This window comes from Thomasclavelia saccharogumia DSM 17460 (assembly GCF_000686665.1).
GTDB classification, from domain to species: Bacteria; Bacillota_I; Bacilli_A; order Erysipelotrichales; family Coprobacillaceae; genus Thomasclavelia; species Thomasclavelia saccharogumia.
On sequence record NZ_JMLH01000005.1, the window covers coordinates 1 to 15,731 of the forward strand.

Below are 15,731 nucleotides of genomic sequence, written 5' to 3' on the forward strand. Positions count from 1 at the left end.
AGAGATTTCAAATTCATTATCATATTCAATGAAGTCAAAAAAGCGAGCTATACCATCCATATAGTTGATGATAGTTCTTTGAGAAAGATTTCTGATAAGAAGTTCATTTTTAACATCGGTTAAAATAGGATATTGTGCAATTTTGTCATTTATAGATTTAGTATTCATAGTTAATCAGTCCTTTCTGTATAAAATGACAACTAAATTATAAATAAAAAAAGCCATCATAAGAAAGATGGCAAACAAAAAAATATAGAAAATATAAAGAAAGAATTGAACTAACGCGTAGCGTTTTAGTACAATGAGTATAAGAAAAGTAATAAAATTTAATAATATAAATAAAAAAATTTTTAGAGGAGGAGCGGTTATGAAAAAGAATAATATTTTAAAATTTGATAATTTTTTTTCAAAAATAGCCTTTATTTATATTATATTAATTCCTTTTTTCTTTCAGGAAAGAAATAGAATAATATTTATTTGTTTTGGCTTATTATTTTTTGTAGAAAAATTGTTTTATGTATGGTATATGAAAGATGATTTTTCAAAGGGAAAAAAGATAATTTATTTATTAGTTGCTATACTTTATATTATTTGCTCAATATATGGAATTATTCAGTTATTTGGTTTGATTTAAAAGAAAAATTAATATAAAAATAAAAGCAGATATTTTATGAAGCTCTTATTCGATAATGGGTAACTAAAAATAAGGGAGAATTAAAATTACAGAATTTATCTATGATTTTAATTCTTCCTTTTATATTTTTACCCTAAAATTAGAAAAGAACTTTTATGATTATCTGCTCTATTTTTATTAATATATTATTTTATATCCTTTTCACAGCCAAAGATAATATTTGCACTTTCACGGGCTTTGGTTAGTACGTCCATTACAATTCTAGAATGTTCAAGCATCTTATGACATATATCATAATTTTTATTATCTATGTAACCAGCCATTTCTTTAAACTCTTCATACATACGATGATATTTACTTGAATCAATAATTTTTCTTTCACCATTATTTTTGATTATTTGAACATCACTTAAAGTACTTGTGGGACCTTCTATTTTAATGCATCCTAAATCACCTTGAATTGTTGAAGTAATAGGAGCACCACAATCTTTAGCACCAATACAAATTGCTTTAAAAGTTGGATATTCTAAACATACAATACCTGATGTATCAATGCCCTTTTCAATATTAGCTAAATATTGGACTCTATCTGGTTTTCCAAATAAACCAATTGTAAAATGAATGTTATAAACATTTAAATCCATTAAAGCTCCACCAGATTGATTAATGTCAAATACAGGTAAAATTTCACCACGTTTAAAAGCATCATAGCGTGAAGAATATTGCGAATAATTACATGAAATAATACTAATTTTTCCGATTTCATTTAATCTTTCTTTAATTTCTTTATAAGCTGGTAAATATTGATTAGTAATTGCTTCAAAGAGAAGACAATTTTGCTTTTTAGATAATTCAATTAATTCATCAAGCTCTTTTACATTTGAAGTAAAAGCCTTTTCACAAATAACGTGTTTATTACATAATAATGCTTTTTTAGTATATTCATAATGAAGATGATTTGGTAAAGCAATATAAATTGTATCAATTTCTTCATCCTTCAATAATTCATCATAATCGTAATAAGATTTTTTAATATGATATTTATTAACTAATGCTTCTATTTTTTTCTTTGATTCTTTACGCCCTAAAATAGCAGTTAATTCAATTTCATCAATAATCTCAATAAAAGATAATAAATCATGGACAATCATGCCACTACCAATAATTCCAAGTTTCATTTAAAATATCCTCCTTATCTAATAGTATTATAACATTGTTTGGGTATATTAATTAATAATAATTTATGATAAAATACAAAAGATAAAGGAAGTGATATTTTGAATGAGGATATAATTGTTGCTGTTGCAACAAGTCGTTTAGAAGCTGCTATTTCAATAATTAGAATAAGTGGGCCTGATTGTATTGCGTTTGTTCAAAATTTTTTTACTGGTAAAATACTTGAAAAACCAAGTCATACAATTAATTATGGTTATATAATTGATGAAGGAAAAAAAATTGATGAAGTGTTAGTCAATATTTATCGTGGAAAGAAAACTTTTACTGGCGAAGAAATGGTGGAGATAAATTGTCATGGTGGTGTATATATTACGTCACGAGTTTTGGAAGTATGTATAAAACAAGGTGCTCGAATGGCAGAGCGTGGTGAGTTTAGTAAAAGAGCTTTTTTAAATGGAAGAATAGATTTATCACAAGCAGAAGCAATTAGTGATATTATTACTGCTAAAAATAGTTATGCTACAGATTTAGCATTAAAAGGAATTACTGGAAATATTAGTAATTTTATTGAAGATTTAAAAGAAGATTTGATTAAAATCATTACACAAATAGAAGTTAACATTGATTATCCTGAATATGATGATGTTGAAGAATTAACTGCGACATCTTTATTACCATTAAGTGAAAATCTTTTAAATAAAATGAATAAAATATTAGATGATTCTAAAAATATTAGTTTGATTAAAGATGGTATTAAAACAGTTATAATTGGTCGACCAAATGTTGGAAAAAGTAGTTTATTAAATGCATTGTTACAAGAAGATAAAGCAATTGTAACTAATATAGCAGGAACAACTCGAGATATTGTTGAAGGAAGTATTAGTATTGATGGAATTGTTTTAAATATGATTGATACAGCTGGTATTCGTGAAACTGATGATCTTATTGAAAGTATGGGTGTAGAAAAATCTAAAGAATTGATTCATCAGGCTGATTTGGTATTATTAGTTATTGATGGGTCTATGGCATTAACTGATGATGATTATAAATTATTAGATTTGACAGAAAAAGAAAATAGAATTGTTGTTATTAATAAAACTGACCAAGAAATCAAGGTTGATATAGAAGGAGTAGCTATTAGTGCTAAGAATAATGATATCAATAAACTAATAATGCAAATAAAAAAGATGTTTGAACTAGGAAAAATCATTGATAATAATGATCATATCTTAACTAATGCTCGTCAAACAATGCTATTACAAAGAGCTAGTCAAGCATTGAAACAAGCTGTAGAAGCAATGAATTTGCTGGTTCCAACTGATTTGATCGTAACAGATTTATATGAATGCTGGAATAATTTAAAAGAAATATTAGGAGAAAAAGCGAAAGAAGATTTATTAGATGAATTATTTAAACGCTTTTGTATAGGTAAATAAAATGGATAAAAATCAAATAATATCAACAAAATTTTTAAATATTTCTAAATATTTTGGAATCATAGCAGCAATAGCATTTGTTATATTTTTAGTTGTTAATGCATTTAATATAGGTAATAAAATATTATTCTGGTTTAGTTATATATTATTAATAATTGCAATAATTGGAGCAATACAATCGATATGTTTATATTTTATTGGAAAATATTTTAAATCAAAATCTAAGTAGGTGATGAGATGGAAAAAATTTATAAACAGATAGATAGTTTATTTGTTAATGGATTAATTAATAGTGTTATTAGTATTTTATTATTAATAGTTGCTGTTGTAATTATTAATAAGATCATAAATAAAATTATGAAAAAGAAAATAACTGATCCTTTAAAATTAGTTTTTCCAATGCGTGTAAAAAAAGTTATTTTAGTGACAATTGTTGTAGCAACGATCATGAGTGAAATTACAGCAATGCAGTCAATTATCAGGGCTCTTCTTGCTAGTGGAGGAATAATAGCAGTTGTTGTTGGATTAGCATCACAAGAAGCTGCTAGTAATATGATCAATGGTTTTATGATCCTTACATATAAGCCTTATAAAATAGGTGATTTTGTAAATGTTCAAGAATATAATGTTAAGGGAACAGTAATTGATATATCAATGAGACAAAGTATTATTGAAACAATTGAAAGAACTCAGGTTATTATACCTAATACAATTATGAATAAAGCAATTATTGAAAATATTTCAAATGTAAAAGCCCAAAAAGCCAATCATTTATTTATTGAAGTATCGTATGAATGTGATTTACAAAGAGCAATTGCTATAATTCAAGAAGAAGGTGCTAAACATCCTTTATGTTTAGATGGAAGAACAAAAGCGCAAAAGAAAAAACATGAGCCAATTGTTAATGTACATTGTGTTGAATTCAATGAAAGTGGAATTCAGTTAAGAGCAACATTATTATCAAAAGATAATATTTCCGGCTTTCAGTTATTATCAGATCTAAGATTAAGTATTAAAGCTCGTTTTGATGAAGAAGGAATTGAGATTCCATATCCTCATCGAGTATTTATAATGGAAAATAATAATCAATTGACAAATGAAAAAGATGGAGAAGAAAAAACCGGAGACTAATCATCTTGATTAGCTTCCGGTACTTTTTTATCTATCAATAACTTAATTTTTGTAATACGATTATTTTTTACACCAGTAATCTTAAATGTAAGATTTTTATATGTTACAGTACGTTCTTGATTATCACTAGGTATTTCACCTAATAAATGAATAACAAAACCACTGATTGTATCATGATTAATATTATTTAATTTTAAATCTAATTGATCATCAAGATCTTCAATCAAATAATTACCATCTATAATATAATTATAATCATCAATTTTTTGTAATTTAGGTTCATCATCAAGATCATACTCATCTTCAATTTCTCCCATAATTTCTTCAATTAAATCCTCAACTGTAACAATTCCAGAAAAGCCTCCATATTCATCAACTAAAATAGCAATATGCTGATGATCCTCTTGTAATTCTTTAAATAAATCATCAGTATTTTTTGTTTCTAAAACAAAATATGGTTTTCTTAATATTTTTTTAATATCAACATTATCAAATCCAGCTTTTCGAGCTTCTATTGAAAAATCTTTCATATTTAAAATTCCAATAATATTATCAATCGAATCATCATAAACAGGAATTCGTGTATACTGCATTGTCATCATTTGATCGATATTCTCACTTAAAGGATCGTTAATATCAATACAATATACTTCAGTACGTGGTGTCATTATATTTAAAGCAAGACTTTCATCAAATTCAAAAATATTATTAATCATATCAGTTTCAATTTCATTAATAACACCAGTTTCTTGACCACTTTCAACCATTGAACGAATTTCTTCACGTGATAATGATTCTTCAACATTTTCATCACTCATACCAAATAATTTTAGAATAAATTTAGTAGACCATGATAATATTTTGATAAATGGACTAGCAATTTTACTAATAATTAAAATTGGTTTAGCACAAAACATTGAATACCATTCAGCCTTTTGTAAAGCAATTCTTTTTGGTACTAATTCACCAAAAATTAAAGTAATAAAAGAAATTAAAATAGTTATTAAAACTACTGCAATAGTATCAGAATAAGGAATTGACCAATTTTTTAAAATATTCGCTAGACTGACAGAAATACCAGTAGCAGCACTTGCTGAATTAAAAAATCCTGCTAATGTAATTGCTACTTGAATGGTTGATAAAAAATTAGTCGGTTGATCAAGCAATTTTTCAACTAACTTGGCCTTTTTATTTCCTTCTTCACTTAAACGACGAATTTTATTTTTGTTTACTGAAACAATAGCCATTTCACCAGCAGCAAAAAAAGCATTAATTAAAGTAAGTAAAACGATTAAAACTACTTGTAATGTGATTGAAGACTCGGGGCCTGCATCCATAATTTAAAACACTCCTTTATTAATTAAAATTTTATAGAAGATATTCTATCAAATACATATTAACTTGTAAATATAGACTAATTGTTAAGATTGTTAAGATTTGATTAATAAATGATAAAATGTTGATATAATTTATAATATTATATTTTGTCTTGTTTAAATTAATTAGATGGCCTAGAAATTTAAGCCTGAAAATAAAATCTAACACCATTTTCAATATTTTCGACACCGTATTTAAAATGATGTAAATCTAAAATAGCTTTACATATAGCTAAACCTAAGCCGGTACCATCTCGATCATCTTTAATAAAGCTAAGCCAAATATTTTCTAATTTATCTTCACTAATGTGTTTACCCATATTTTCGACATACAATGTTTTATTTTTAATAATAACTTTAATAATTCCATGATTATTTGTATGTTTAATGGCATTAGTTAGATAATTTTTTACAACCATCTCAATTTTAAATTTATCAGCTGTTATTGTAGAATCATCACTATAAAAATCAACTTTAATATTTTTGATTTTCAATAAATATGTTAGATTATCTATAATTGTAGTAACTAACTCATTTAAATTAAATTCTTCTAAGTCTAATTTGATATGATTTGACTCCAATTTTGATAGTTCCAGCATTGCGAGAACTAGCTGATTTATTTTTTCCGTTTGTTCATTTATAATAGATAGATATCGTTCTTTTTTCGTATTATCATCACAGTCTTCGATTAATTCACTATAGCCATTAATAATTGATAATGGTGTTTTTATTTCATGGGTGAAATTAGCAATAAATTCTTTTCGAATATTTTCTAATTTTTTTATTTTAATAATATTTTTATTTAGATCATCAATGTTATTTTTTATTGTATTATTCATTATATTTATATTATGAGCTAATGAGCCTAGTTCATCTTTTGAATTAATCTTTAAATAATGATCAAAATTCCCTTTAGTTATTTCTTTAGTAGACTGTTCAATTAACTTGATTGGTTTAGTAATAATTTTTGAAGCAACGACACTTATCAAAATTACAAATAAAACAGATAATAAGTAACTATAGATATTATCGTTTAAATAGTCTATAAATACATTTTTATTTAAATCAGGATACAGACCAACTTTTAAGATATAACCAAAAGGTTGATAATTGTTATCTTCGATTGCTGCATATGAATAGACAACAGTTGTATTATCTTGTTCATAACTTCCTTCTTCATAAGTATTAGTAACTTTTGAAGCTACCTTTTTTTCAAAAAAAGGATATGAGTAAAGAAAATAATTATCAATAGGCTTATTTTTTTCCAATTTATAGAAAAATGAACTAATATGATCAATAAAAATAGTTTCGATATCTTTATACGCACCATCAATAATTACTTCATTACCTATTTTCAAATAAGCTGGATTATCAATAATTCTTATATTATCATTTGTCATTTCAAAATTAGTAGTAGATACTTTTACATTTAATCCATTATCCCAATTATCACTGATCGTCTTAACAATTCTAGGAATATCTTTAGCATTAATATTGACATAAATATCATTATTATCATTTAAAAGACCAATATAATCAAGATCATGAATAAAGAAAATATCAGACATTCCAGAAGCATTAATTAAATTGCCATCTTTATCAGCAATTAAAATATACTGTTCTTTAGTATTATTACGATATTCCTCTAATTCATCTTCATCATAATCTTTATAAAGAGCATAAAAACTTTTTGATTCTTCATTAGTATCATTTATGATTTCGTTTTTTAATTGATCAATCGTAAGATCTTTATGATCAATAGCTGCATTATAAATAGCATTTTTAATAACATCAACATATTCATTGTCAATTAATTTTTCTTTAATAGCAGCATTTTTATAACGATTATAACCCTGGTATGCTTCAAAACTTAAAATTACTAAAAAACTGATTAGAACAATAGCAGTAATTTTAAATGTTAAACTAAATTTTTTCATATCTTTCACCTACTTTCGTTTATAATTATAGCTTTAATATGTGTAGGTCAAGTGTTGTTTATGTGTAATTTAGGTGAAACTTTAAATAGTATTAATAATTATTTGATAATTATTAATATCTAATTTTTTCTGATAATTAAAATCATGGGCTTCAAGTATTTCAAATATATCATCTAATTCTTCCAACTCTTTATTTGTAATAGAGTGATCGTTATTGATAAAATAAATAGTTTTATTTTCAATTTTAATTGTTAAAGTATCATTTGGATGACTGTGATTAATAATAAAATAATATGTATCATTGATTACTTTAGTCAATTCATTTTTATTACCAAGAACAACTAAATCATTAGGTAAATAATTTAGATTTAATTTTTTAAACACTAATAAATTTTTGCTATTATTATATAATTGTGTAAGTTGTTTTTCTAAGTCAACAGATTCTTTATTAAAAACTTCTCTTTTAGGCTTAGAAGGAATAATATTTTCTTCTTTTTCCACGATAATCGTATTATTTTCATGATTGATTTTTTTAATAACAAAATAACTAACAATTATAATTAATAAAGAGATAAGATAATTAAAATAATGATCTGATAAATAATTTACAAATGTATAACTATTACCATCCCTTTCATAATCATACCATACTATATATCCACTATCAGGATGATAGGAACCATAAAGTTTCTCTTCTGTTTGTTCATCTGTATAATAAGCACCATATTTATAATCTAATATTTGAAAACAAATTTTTACATCAGCTTTAATATGCTGATCATTTTCATCATAATAATCGATAGGATGAATATAATCATTAACTGGATTTATAACTTCATAATAGCCATTATCATCAAATTTTTTTGATGCTACTACATCATTTAAACTATCGGCCAAATAATTATAAATATTATAATCATAATCATTTATATAAATATTATCATTTTCGTCAATACCATAATCACCAAATGGGGTACTTAAAAAAGTAATTTCTTTACTGATTAAATTATCAAAGTTTCCATTATAAAAAACAGTTCCATTTATTTCAAAATAAAGTATTTCCTTTATAACGATCGTACCATCATCTTTAATTGCATCATAATTGAATGTAGCAACAACTTTTTCTTTTTTATCAACAGAATCATGCAGTAAAGTATAAATATTTTTTAATGTTTGTAGATCAAAATGTTTTAAACTAATCAAATTTTCAGATATATTTTCTGTTTTATAAGAAAAACCAATATCATTAAAATTATTATTATAAATCAAGTTAAGTGAATCATCAAAAGCCATAAAGTTTAAAAAATAATTTCGATTAATATTATTTTTTACAATATCCTCAAAAGATCCAAATCTTAAACTTAAATCATCATTTATATTTTTTACAATATTTAAAGAAGAAGAAATATGCTCAGGTTTATTTTTTTCATTTTGATAATCTTGATAAGTATATAGAGCATTAATGGTAATGATACTTAAAATACAAAAAAGTAATAATTTTACATTTTTATTAAATTTTATTTTTTTCATTCTAACTATCCACCTTTGAAAAAATATAACCACTTTTACGAATAGTCTTTATATAATTTAATGGAGATATTAATTTACGAACTTTTTTTACATAAGTATCGACAGCTCTACCATCACCATAATAATCATATCCCCATAGATCATTTAGCAACTGTTCTCTAGTTAATAAACGATCATGATGTTTAATAAAATAAGCCAGCATAGCATATTCTTTTGGCGCAAATTTTATTTTTTGATTTGCAATCATAACTTGATGAAAATTACAATCAAGAGTGATTTCACCAAATTTAATGATATCATCAGTATCTTTATGATAAGTACGTTTAATTATCGCTAAACATTTAGCATATAAAATGGATGGTTTAAAAGGTTTAGTAATATAATCATCTGCTCCTAACTCATAGGCTAATAGCTGATTGTCATCTAATGACAAAGCACTGATAAAAATAATTGGGAGATTTGAAGAATTTCTAATTTGCTTACAAACCTCATAACCATCTATACCAGGCATCATGATGTCTAATAAAATTAAACTAATATCTTCATTAATTAAATTCAATGCTTCATAACCATTTGTTGCTTCAATAACTTTAATTTCACGTTTATTAAAATATTCTGATATAAAATCACGAACTAGTTTTTCATCTTCTACTAATAAAATTTGATACATAATATTTCCCTCCTGTTATTATTGTACCATTAATTAGTGTAAATAAAGTGAATGATAGTAAATTAATTAATATAAAAACCCCGATAGGGGTTATTTATAATTTACATTAAATCTTTTAGATAAAGAATTATTGTTTTTAAGAGCGTCAATGAAATCATATATGCTTGTTATCGATTCATCAATACTTTTATTAAATAAGTCTTCAAGATAATTAATATAAGGAATAATTTTTTTATTAGCTCGATAATTAACAATAAATCCTTGAAATCTTTTATAAGTAAAAGAAATAAGCAAAACAAAATAAATCAAACCTCTTTTATATAGTTGCGGAGCAACTAATAGACGATCATAAAATTTCATTCCTTTAAGAGACTTTTTTAAATCTTTTTTTGAAGCTTCAAAAAAAGGTTCAATCGTATCAAGAATACGATCATTGATTAAAATATGATCAGTAAGATGGGTTCTTAAAGGATCGAGACCATCTTTTAACATAAAATCACGATCTAGTTCTGTTTCAATTTCAAAATGAGTTAATTTTGTTTCCTCCATAACTATATTGATATAACCATGGCAATTGCTATCCAAAATAAAATGACAAATAAAACCGCACAAATACGCAAATTGGGCTTCATTTTGTGATTTCTTTAATATTGATAGAGCGCGATTAAAAAAAATATAAGCTTTTTCTTGGTGCATAGCACTTCCTAAGCGATTTATTTTACTATGAATGTAGGGTCGATTGTAAAAAAGAATATCAGGACCATGTAAGCCTAAATCAAATAAATCACGATTATCAAGAATAATTTTTTTTAAAGGATATTTTAATTGGCTAATAACTTTTTTACCTAAACGATAATGACTATAAGCAGCTGGCATTATTTCAACATATCATATTCAGCCGGTTTAAAACCAACTAAAACTTTATCTGAAGATTCAACGATTGGTCTTTTAACTAACATACCGTCACTTGCTAGTAAAGAAAGCTGCTCATCTTCACTCATTTTTGATAATTTATCTTTTAAATTCAATTCTCGATATTTTAGACCAGATGTATTAAAAAAACGTTTAAGCGGTAAACCGCTTTTTTTATATAATGCTAAAAGTTCGTCTTTACTTAATTTCTCTTCAACAATATGACGATCAGTATGTGCTAAGTTAAGATTATCAAGATATTTTTTTGCTTTTTTGCAAGTACTGCATTTTGGATATTCTATAAATTTTAACATTTTATCACCTCATTTATAGTTTAACTCATTTAACTATATGATAACAACAATTAAGCTAAATTAATTCTTGATTTATCATAGATAATGAAAAAAATTTGTCAAGTTGCATAGTTTAGAAATAGATGATAACATATAAATACGTTTTTTGTTTAAAAGATATTAATAAATTCTAATGTTTAAATAAAAAGAGGAGGTAATTATATGTGGGGAATTATTGCCACATGGAAAATGGCACTGGATGGAGTCGAAAAAGCAACGGAAATGTTAAAGAATAGTGGTGATGCTGGCGATGCAATAGAAACTGCTGTTAAAGAAGTAGAAGATTTTCCATATTATAAATCAGTAGGTTTTGGCGGTTTGCCAAACGAAGAAATGGAAGTTGAATTAGATGCTGCTTATATGGATGGAGATACGTTAGATATTGGAGCCGTAGCAGCTATTAAAGATTATGCCAATCCAGTTGCTATTGCAAGACGTTTATCAAAAGAAAAAGTAAATAATCTATTAGTTGGTCAAGGAGGCGAAAAATATGCTCATAAAGCCGGTTTTGAACGAAAAAACATGTTAACTGAGCGAGCTAAAATTCATTATCATAATCGTATCAAAGAAGTTCGAGAGCAAGAAATAAAGCCTTATACAGGTCATGATACAGTGGGAATGGTATGTTTAGATATGCAAGGGAAAATGACCTCAGCTACTTCAACAAGTGGTTTGTTTATGAAAAAGGCGGGACGCGTTGGAGATTCTCCGCTTGCAGGGTCTGGTTTTTACGTTGATAGTAAAGTTGGCGGAGCAAGTGCTACTGGCTTAGGTGAAGATATTATGAAAGGTTGTATGTCATATGAAATTGTTCGCTTAATGAAAGAAGGGATGCATCCCCAAGAAGCCTGTGAAAAAGCAGTTGATATGTTTGATCAAGAGTTAAGAGAACGTCGCGGTCAAGCAGGTGATATTTCAGTGATTGCCATGAATAATCAAGGACAATGGGGTGCTGCAACTAATATTGAAGGTTTTTCGTTTGTTGTTGCAACAGCAAAACAAAAACCGATAGTTTACTTAACTAAGAAAATTGATGGTAAATATATTCACGAAGCTGCCAGTCAAGAATGGTTAGATAATTATATGACAGCGAGAATGGCACCATTAGTTAAAAAATAATGAGATGTAAGAAAAGATATAACTTGATTTATATCTTTTTTTATATTTCGTAGATTTAATAAAAATTACGCTATTAATATAAAATATATGATAAAATGACAAAAAGAAGTAATAAAAGCATTTAATTATTCCTAAAATGGAGGAAACATATGAATAATAAAATAAATAAAGAAGAGTTAAAGAAAATCTTATTAAGTGACGATATTGAAAAAATAAAGAAAATAATTGCTAATATTCATCCTGCAGATATTTTAGATATTCTTCATGAAGATGAAAATAGTATAAAAAAGTTAATGGATAATTTACCTAATAGTGTTGTAGCTAGTGTTATTGAAGAAGAAGATGATGAAGATGATCAATATGAATTACTAAAATTATTTTCAGATTTCAAACAACGTAAAATATTAGACGAAATGGCTAATGATGAAATTACTGATTTAGTTGGCGAGTTAGAAGAAAAAGAAAAGCAGGATATTTTAAACAAAATGGATAAAGACGATAAAGAAGATGTTGAACGTCTATTGACATTTGAACCAGATACTGCTGGTGGTATAATGACTACGGAATATATAAGTATTCGAGCTTTAAATACAGTTGAAAAAACTCTTAAATATTTACAAGAAAATATAGAACAAGATGCGGCTTATTATTTATATGTAGTTGATTTCCAAAATATCTTAAAAGGAGTTGTTTCACTTCGAGATATCGTTACTAACTCTTTTGATACTAAAATAATCGATATTACTAATCCTAATGTGAAAACGATCATGTATAATGAAGATCAAGAAGAAGTAGCGAAAAAATTTCAAAAATATGGCTTTATTTTAATGCCGGTAGTTGATGAAATGGATCATTTATTAGGAGTAATTGAATTTGATGATATTATCGATGTAATTCAAGAAGAAAATACAGAAGATATTAATTTATTAGGTGGTGTTGATTCTGAAGAACGTTTAGATTCAACTGTTAGTGAATCATTTAAAAGTCGGATACCGTGGTTAATAGTTAATTTATTTACAGCTGTTTTAGCAGCTTCGGTAGTTAGCTTTTTTGAAGGAACAATTGCTCAAGTAGTTACGTTGGCAACTGTTATGCCTATTGTTACGGGAATGGGCGGTAATGCAGGAACTCAATCTTTAACAATTGTTGTTAGAGGATTATCATTAGGTGAACTAACAAAAGAAAATGCAATTAAAATCATGCTTAAAGAAATTGCAGTTGGATTTATTAGTGGGATAGTTATTGGAATTTTAGTTGCTTTAGGCTCAATGGTTTTTGAAGGTAATCCTATATTTGGTGTTGTTACTGGATTAGCGATGTTTTTAAATATGATTTTAGCAAATATCGCAGGTTATTTTATTCCTGTAATTTTAGAAAAATTACATATTGATCCCGCTCTTGCAAGTGGGGTCTTTGTAACAACAGTTACCGATGTCCTTGGTTTTTTCTTTTTTCTTGGGCTAGCAACAATATTTTTACCTTATTTAATTTAATATGAAGAGGAGAAAAACTACTATGGAAGAAAAATTAGATGAAATAATAGTATTATTAAAGAATATCGATTCTAAATTAGATGTTTTAGTTAGTGATAAACAGGCACAAATGTTAAAACCTAGTAATGAGGCTATCTTAAAACAATTTGAAGAAACAGAAAAACTGTTTAATAAAGTTATGAATAAAGGAAAATAATATTTTAATTCTTTCAATTTTGTAAGTTTACAATAATATTGAATAAAATATAGTACAATATATATGGGTGATTTAATGAAAATATTAATAATTGAAGATGATTTAGAATTACGGGAAGAATTAAAAATATTATTAGATAATAATGGTTATCATGGAATAATTTTACAAAGACTCGATAATGCTTTAGAAGAAATAATTAAAATAGCTCCTGATTTAATTTTATTGGACATTAAGTTACCATATTTAAATGGACAACAACTGTTAAAGCAGTTAAGAAAAAAATCTAGTATTCCTGTAATCATGGTTACAAGTAAAGATAGTGAGATGGATGAAATTTTAGCGATGAGTTATGGAGCAGATGATTATATTACAAAACCGTATAATCCAACGATTTTATTATTGCATATCGAAGCTGTTTTTAAGAGATTGCAAAATAAAGAAACTAAATTATATTATCAAGGTGTTAATGTTGATTTGTCAAAAAGCGTTTTAGAGAAGAATGATCACGAATTATTACTGAGTAAAAATGAAATGAGTATTTTTTATTTTTTGTTAGTTAATCAAGGAAAAATCGTAAGTCGCGATGAAATTATGAATTATTTATGGGGAACTAATAAATTTATTGATGATAACACTTTGACAGTTAATATGACAAGATTGAAGAAAAAACTTGTAAAGATTGGCTTAATTGATGTAATTGAAACAAGAAGAGACCAAGGATATATTTTAATATGAAAATACGAAGTTATATAAAAGATAAATTTGTTGATTTTATTTTATGGTTTTTGATGATTTTAATAATTGAATTATTTTTGATTATGTTTAAAGTGGTAAATAGTTTGATTATTGTTATTTCAATAACTTTGATAATATTTATGGTCATTATTTATAGTTATGATTATTATCGAAAAAAAGAGTTTTATCAGGACTTTAATACTAAATTAAAACAGTTAGATAATAAATGTTTGATTACTGAATTAATCAAAAAACCAGATTTTTTAGAAGGACAAATATTATGTGATTCATTATATGAAATTGATAAATCAATGTATGAAGAAATTGAAACTTATTTTCAAAATATAAAAGATTTTAAAGAATATATCGAATTATGGATTCATGAAGTAAAACTGCCTATTGCTAGTAGTAAGTTAATGATTCATAATCATGAAACTAATGAAAGAAAATTAAAAGAACAAATTAATAGAATTGAAAATTATGTTGAACAAGTATTATACTATACGCGATTAGAAAATAGTGAACAAGATTATTTATTAAAAAAATGTAATTTAAAAGATATTATAAATAATGTAATAAAAAGAAATCAAGATAGTTTTTTGTATCAAAAAATTAGGATAAAAATAGGTGATATTAATAAAACTGTTTTAAGTGATAGTAAGTGGCTTGAATTTATTATTAATCAGATCGTTAGTAATAGTATTAAATATCGTGGAAAAGAGAATTGTAAAATTAGTTTTAATGTAATCAAAAAAGAAAATATTATTTTAGAAATCATTGATAATGGAATAGGTATTGATCAAACAGATATAAAATATATCTTTGATAAATCTTTTACGGGGAATAATGGTCGTTTAGTATCTAGTTCAACAGGTATGGGCCTTTATATTTCAAAATCATTATGCGATAAATTAGGACATAAGATCATGATCGAATCAAAGGTTCAACAATATACCAAAGTGAGTATTTGTTTTGAAGATGAAGAGTATTACAGAATCGTAAGGTAATTGTAAGATACATCGATGTTACTACA

General features: G+C 25.6%; 16 protein-coding genes. 9 read left to right on the top strand and 7 right to left on the bottom strand.

Going from position 1 to position 15,731, the window contains the following annotated elements; translation table 11 throughout:
- Positions 1-367: 367 nt before the first annotated feature.
- Entirely contained in the window at positions 368-634 is a 267-nt protein-coding gene (locus BR82_RS0102330; protein ID WP_027088855.1) for a hypothetical protein, read from the top strand.
- A 185-nt stretch (positions 635-819) separates the two neighbouring features.
- Here BR82_RS0102330 and BR82_RS0102335 read toward each other — a convergent pair whose 3' ends face one another.
- Positions 820-1,812: a Gfo/Idh/MocA family protein gene (locus tag BR82_RS0102335; protein ID WP_027088856.1), complete on the bottom strand. Its 993-nt coding sequence runs from the start codon at positions 1,810-1,812 to the stop codon at positions 820-822.
- Between the two features lie 99 nt (positions 1,813-1,911).
- On the opposite strand from BR82_RS0102335, the gene mnmE reads away from it, so the two are divergent.
- Genes mnmE through BR82_RS0102350 form a run of 3 tightly spaced genes read left to right on the top strand, consistent with a single transcriptional unit; the run spans position 1,912 to position 4,377 of the window.
- Positions 1,912-3,246 (top strand): tRNA uridine-5-carboxymethylaminomethyl(34) synthesis GTPase MnmE, encoded by a 1,335-nt coding sequence (mnmE, locus tag BR82_RS0102340; protein WP_027088857.1) that lies wholly within the window; start codon positions 1,912-1,914, stop codon positions 3,244-3,246.
- 1 nt (position 3,247) lies between these two features.
- Complete coding sequence (locus BR82_RS0102345; RefSeq protein ID WP_027088858.1) at positions 3,248-3,475, top strand: hypothetical protein; 228 nt, start codon at positions 3,248-3,250, stop codon at positions 3,473-3,475.
- Between the two features lie 8 nt (positions 3,476-3,483).
- A complete protein-coding gene (locus tag BR82_RS0102350; protein ID WP_027088859.1) occupies positions 3,484-4,377 on the top strand; it encodes a mechanosensitive ion channel family protein in 894 nt (297 codons plus the stop codon).
- On the opposite strand, the gene BR82_RS0102355 is transcribed toward BR82_RS0102350, so the two are convergent.
- The 6 genes from BR82_RS0102355 to BR82_RS0102380 form a co-directional block, all read right to left on the bottom strand.
- Positions 4,374-5,714 (bottom strand): hemolysin family protein, encoded by a 1,341-nt coding sequence (locus BR82_RS0102355; protein WP_027088860.1) that lies wholly within the window; start codon positions 5,712-5,714, stop codon positions 4,374-4,376. The two genes, BR82_RS0102350 and BR82_RS0102355, sit on opposite strands and share 4 nt — an antisense overlap.
- Before the next feature lie 182 nt (positions 5,715-5,896).
- Positions 5,897-7,690 carry a sensor histidine kinase gene (locus BR82_RS0102360; protein WP_027088861.1) on the bottom strand — a complete coding sequence of 598 codons (1,794 nt, stop codon included), beginning with the start codon at positions 7,688-7,690 and terminating at the stop codon, positions 5,897-5,899.
- A gap of 81 nt (positions 7,691-7,771) precedes the next feature.
- Positions 7,772-9,220: a hypothetical protein gene (locus BR82_RS0102365; protein ID WP_027088862.1), complete on the bottom strand. Its 1,449-nt coding sequence runs from the start codon at positions 9,218-9,220 to the stop codon at positions 7,772-7,774.
- Position 9,221: 1 nt separating this feature from the next.
- Positions 9,222-9,890, bottom strand: a complete 669-nt coding sequence (locus BR82_RS0102370) for a response regulator (RefSeq protein WP_034863977.1) — start codon at positions 9,888-9,890, stop codon at positions 9,222-9,224.
- A gap of 90 nt (positions 9,891-9,980) precedes the next feature.
- A complete protein-coding gene (locus tag BR82_RS0102375) occupies positions 9,981-10,766 on the bottom strand; it encodes a zinc dependent phospholipase C family protein (RefSeq protein ID WP_027088864.1) in 786 nt (261 codons plus the stop codon).
- Complete coding sequence (locus BR82_RS0102380) at positions 10,766-11,116, bottom strand: arsenate reductase family protein (RefSeq protein WP_027088865.1); 351 nt, start codon at positions 11,114-11,116, stop codon at positions 10,766-10,768. The genes BR82_RS0102375 and BR82_RS0102380 overlap by 1 nt, the downstream gene beginning before the upstream one ends.
- A 201-nt stretch (positions 11,117-11,317) precedes the next feature.
- Here BR82_RS0102380 and BR82_RS0102385 point away from each other — a divergent pair, with 201 nt between their 5' ends.
- The 5 genes from BR82_RS0102385 to BR82_RS0102405 all read left to right on the top strand — a co-directional run bounded on the left by BR82_RS0102385 (position 11,318) and on the right by BR82_RS0102405 (position 15,705).
- Positions 11,318-12,274 (top strand): glycosylasparaginase, encoded by a 957-nt coding sequence (locus tag BR82_RS0102385; protein WP_027088866.1) that lies wholly within the window; start codon positions 11,318-11,320, stop codon positions 12,272-12,274.
- 149 nt (positions 12,275-12,423) lie between these two features.
- Positions 12,424-13,767 (top strand): magnesium transporter, encoded by a 1,344-nt coding sequence (mgtE, locus tag BR82_RS0102390; RefSeq protein ID WP_027088867.1) that lies wholly within the window; start codon positions 12,424-12,426, stop codon positions 13,765-13,767.
- Positions 13,768-13,789: 22 nt separating this feature from the next.
- Complete coding sequence (locus BR82_RS17330; RefSeq protein WP_162832135.1) at positions 13,790-13,963, top strand: hypothetical protein; 174 nt, start codon at positions 13,790-13,792, stop codon at positions 13,961-13,963.
- A gap of 75 nt (positions 13,964-14,038) precedes the next feature.
- Positions 14,039-14,698, top strand: a complete 660-nt coding sequence (locus tag BR82_RS0102400) for a response regulator transcription factor (RefSeq protein ID WP_027088868.1) — start codon at positions 14,039-14,041, stop codon at positions 14,696-14,698.
- Entirely contained in the window at positions 14,695-15,705 is a 1,011-nt protein-coding gene (locus BR82_RS0102405) for an ATP-binding protein (protein ID WP_027088869.1), read from the top strand. The genes BR82_RS0102400 and BR82_RS0102405 overlap by 4 nt, the downstream gene beginning before the upstream one ends.
- Positions 15,706-15,731: the final 26 nt, after the last annotated feature.

Coding starts and splice junctions, on each gene's coding strand:
- BR82_RS0102330 (WP_027088855.1), top strand. CDS start 368: ATGAAAAAGAATAATATTTTAAAATTTGATAATTTTTTTTCAAAAATA.
- BR82_RS0102335 (WP_027088856.1), bottom strand. CDS start 1,812: ATGAAACTTGGAATTATTGGTAGTGGCATGATTGTCCATGATTTATTA.
- BR82_RS0102345 (WP_027088858.1), top strand. CDS start 3,248: ATGGATAAAAATCAAATAATATCAACAAAATTTTTAAATATTTCTAAA.
- BR82_RS0102350 (WP_027088859.1), top strand. CDS start 3,484: ATGGAAAAAATTTATAAACAGATAGATAGTTTATTTGTTAATGGATTA.
- BR82_RS0102355 (WP_027088860.1), bottom strand. CDS start 5,714: ATGGATGCAGGCCCCGAGTCTTCAATCACATTACAAGTAGTTTTAATC.
- BR82_RS0102360 (WP_027088861.1), bottom strand. CDS start 7,690: ATGAAAAAATTTAGTTTAACATTTAAAATTACTGCTATTGTTCTAATC.
- BR82_RS0102365 (WP_027088862.1), bottom strand. CDS start 9,220: ATGAAAAAAATAAAATTTAATAAAAATGTAAAATTATTACTTTTTTGT.
- BR82_RS0102370 (WP_034863977.1), bottom strand. CDS start 9,890: ATGTATCAAATTTTATTAGTAGAAGATGAAAAACTAGTTCGTGATTTT.
- BR82_RS0102375 (WP_027088864.1), bottom strand. CDS start 10,766: ATGCCAGCTGCTTATAGTCATTATCGTTTAGGTAAAAAAGTTATTAGC.
- BR82_RS0102380 (WP_027088865.1), bottom strand. CDS start 11,116: ATGTTAAAATTTATAGAATATCCAAAATGCAGTACTTGCAAAAAAGCA.
- BR82_RS0102385 (WP_027088866.1), top strand. CDS start 11,318: ATGTGGGGAATTATTGCCACATGGAAAATGGCACTGGATGGAGTCGAA.
- mgtE (WP_027088867.1), top strand. CDS start 12,424: ATGAATAATAAAATAAATAAAGAAGAGTTAAAGAAAATCTTATTAAGT.
- BR82_RS17330 (WP_162832135.1), top strand. CDS start 13,790: ATGGAAGAAAAATTAGATGAAATAATAGTATTATTAAAGAATATCGAT.
- BR82_RS0102400 (WP_027088868.1), top strand. CDS start 14,039: ATGAAAATATTAATAATTGAAGATGATTTAGAATTACGGGAAGAATTA.
- BR82_RS0102405 (WP_027088869.1), top strand. CDS start 14,695: ATGAAAATACGAAGTTATATAAAAGATAAATTTGTTGATTTTATTTTA.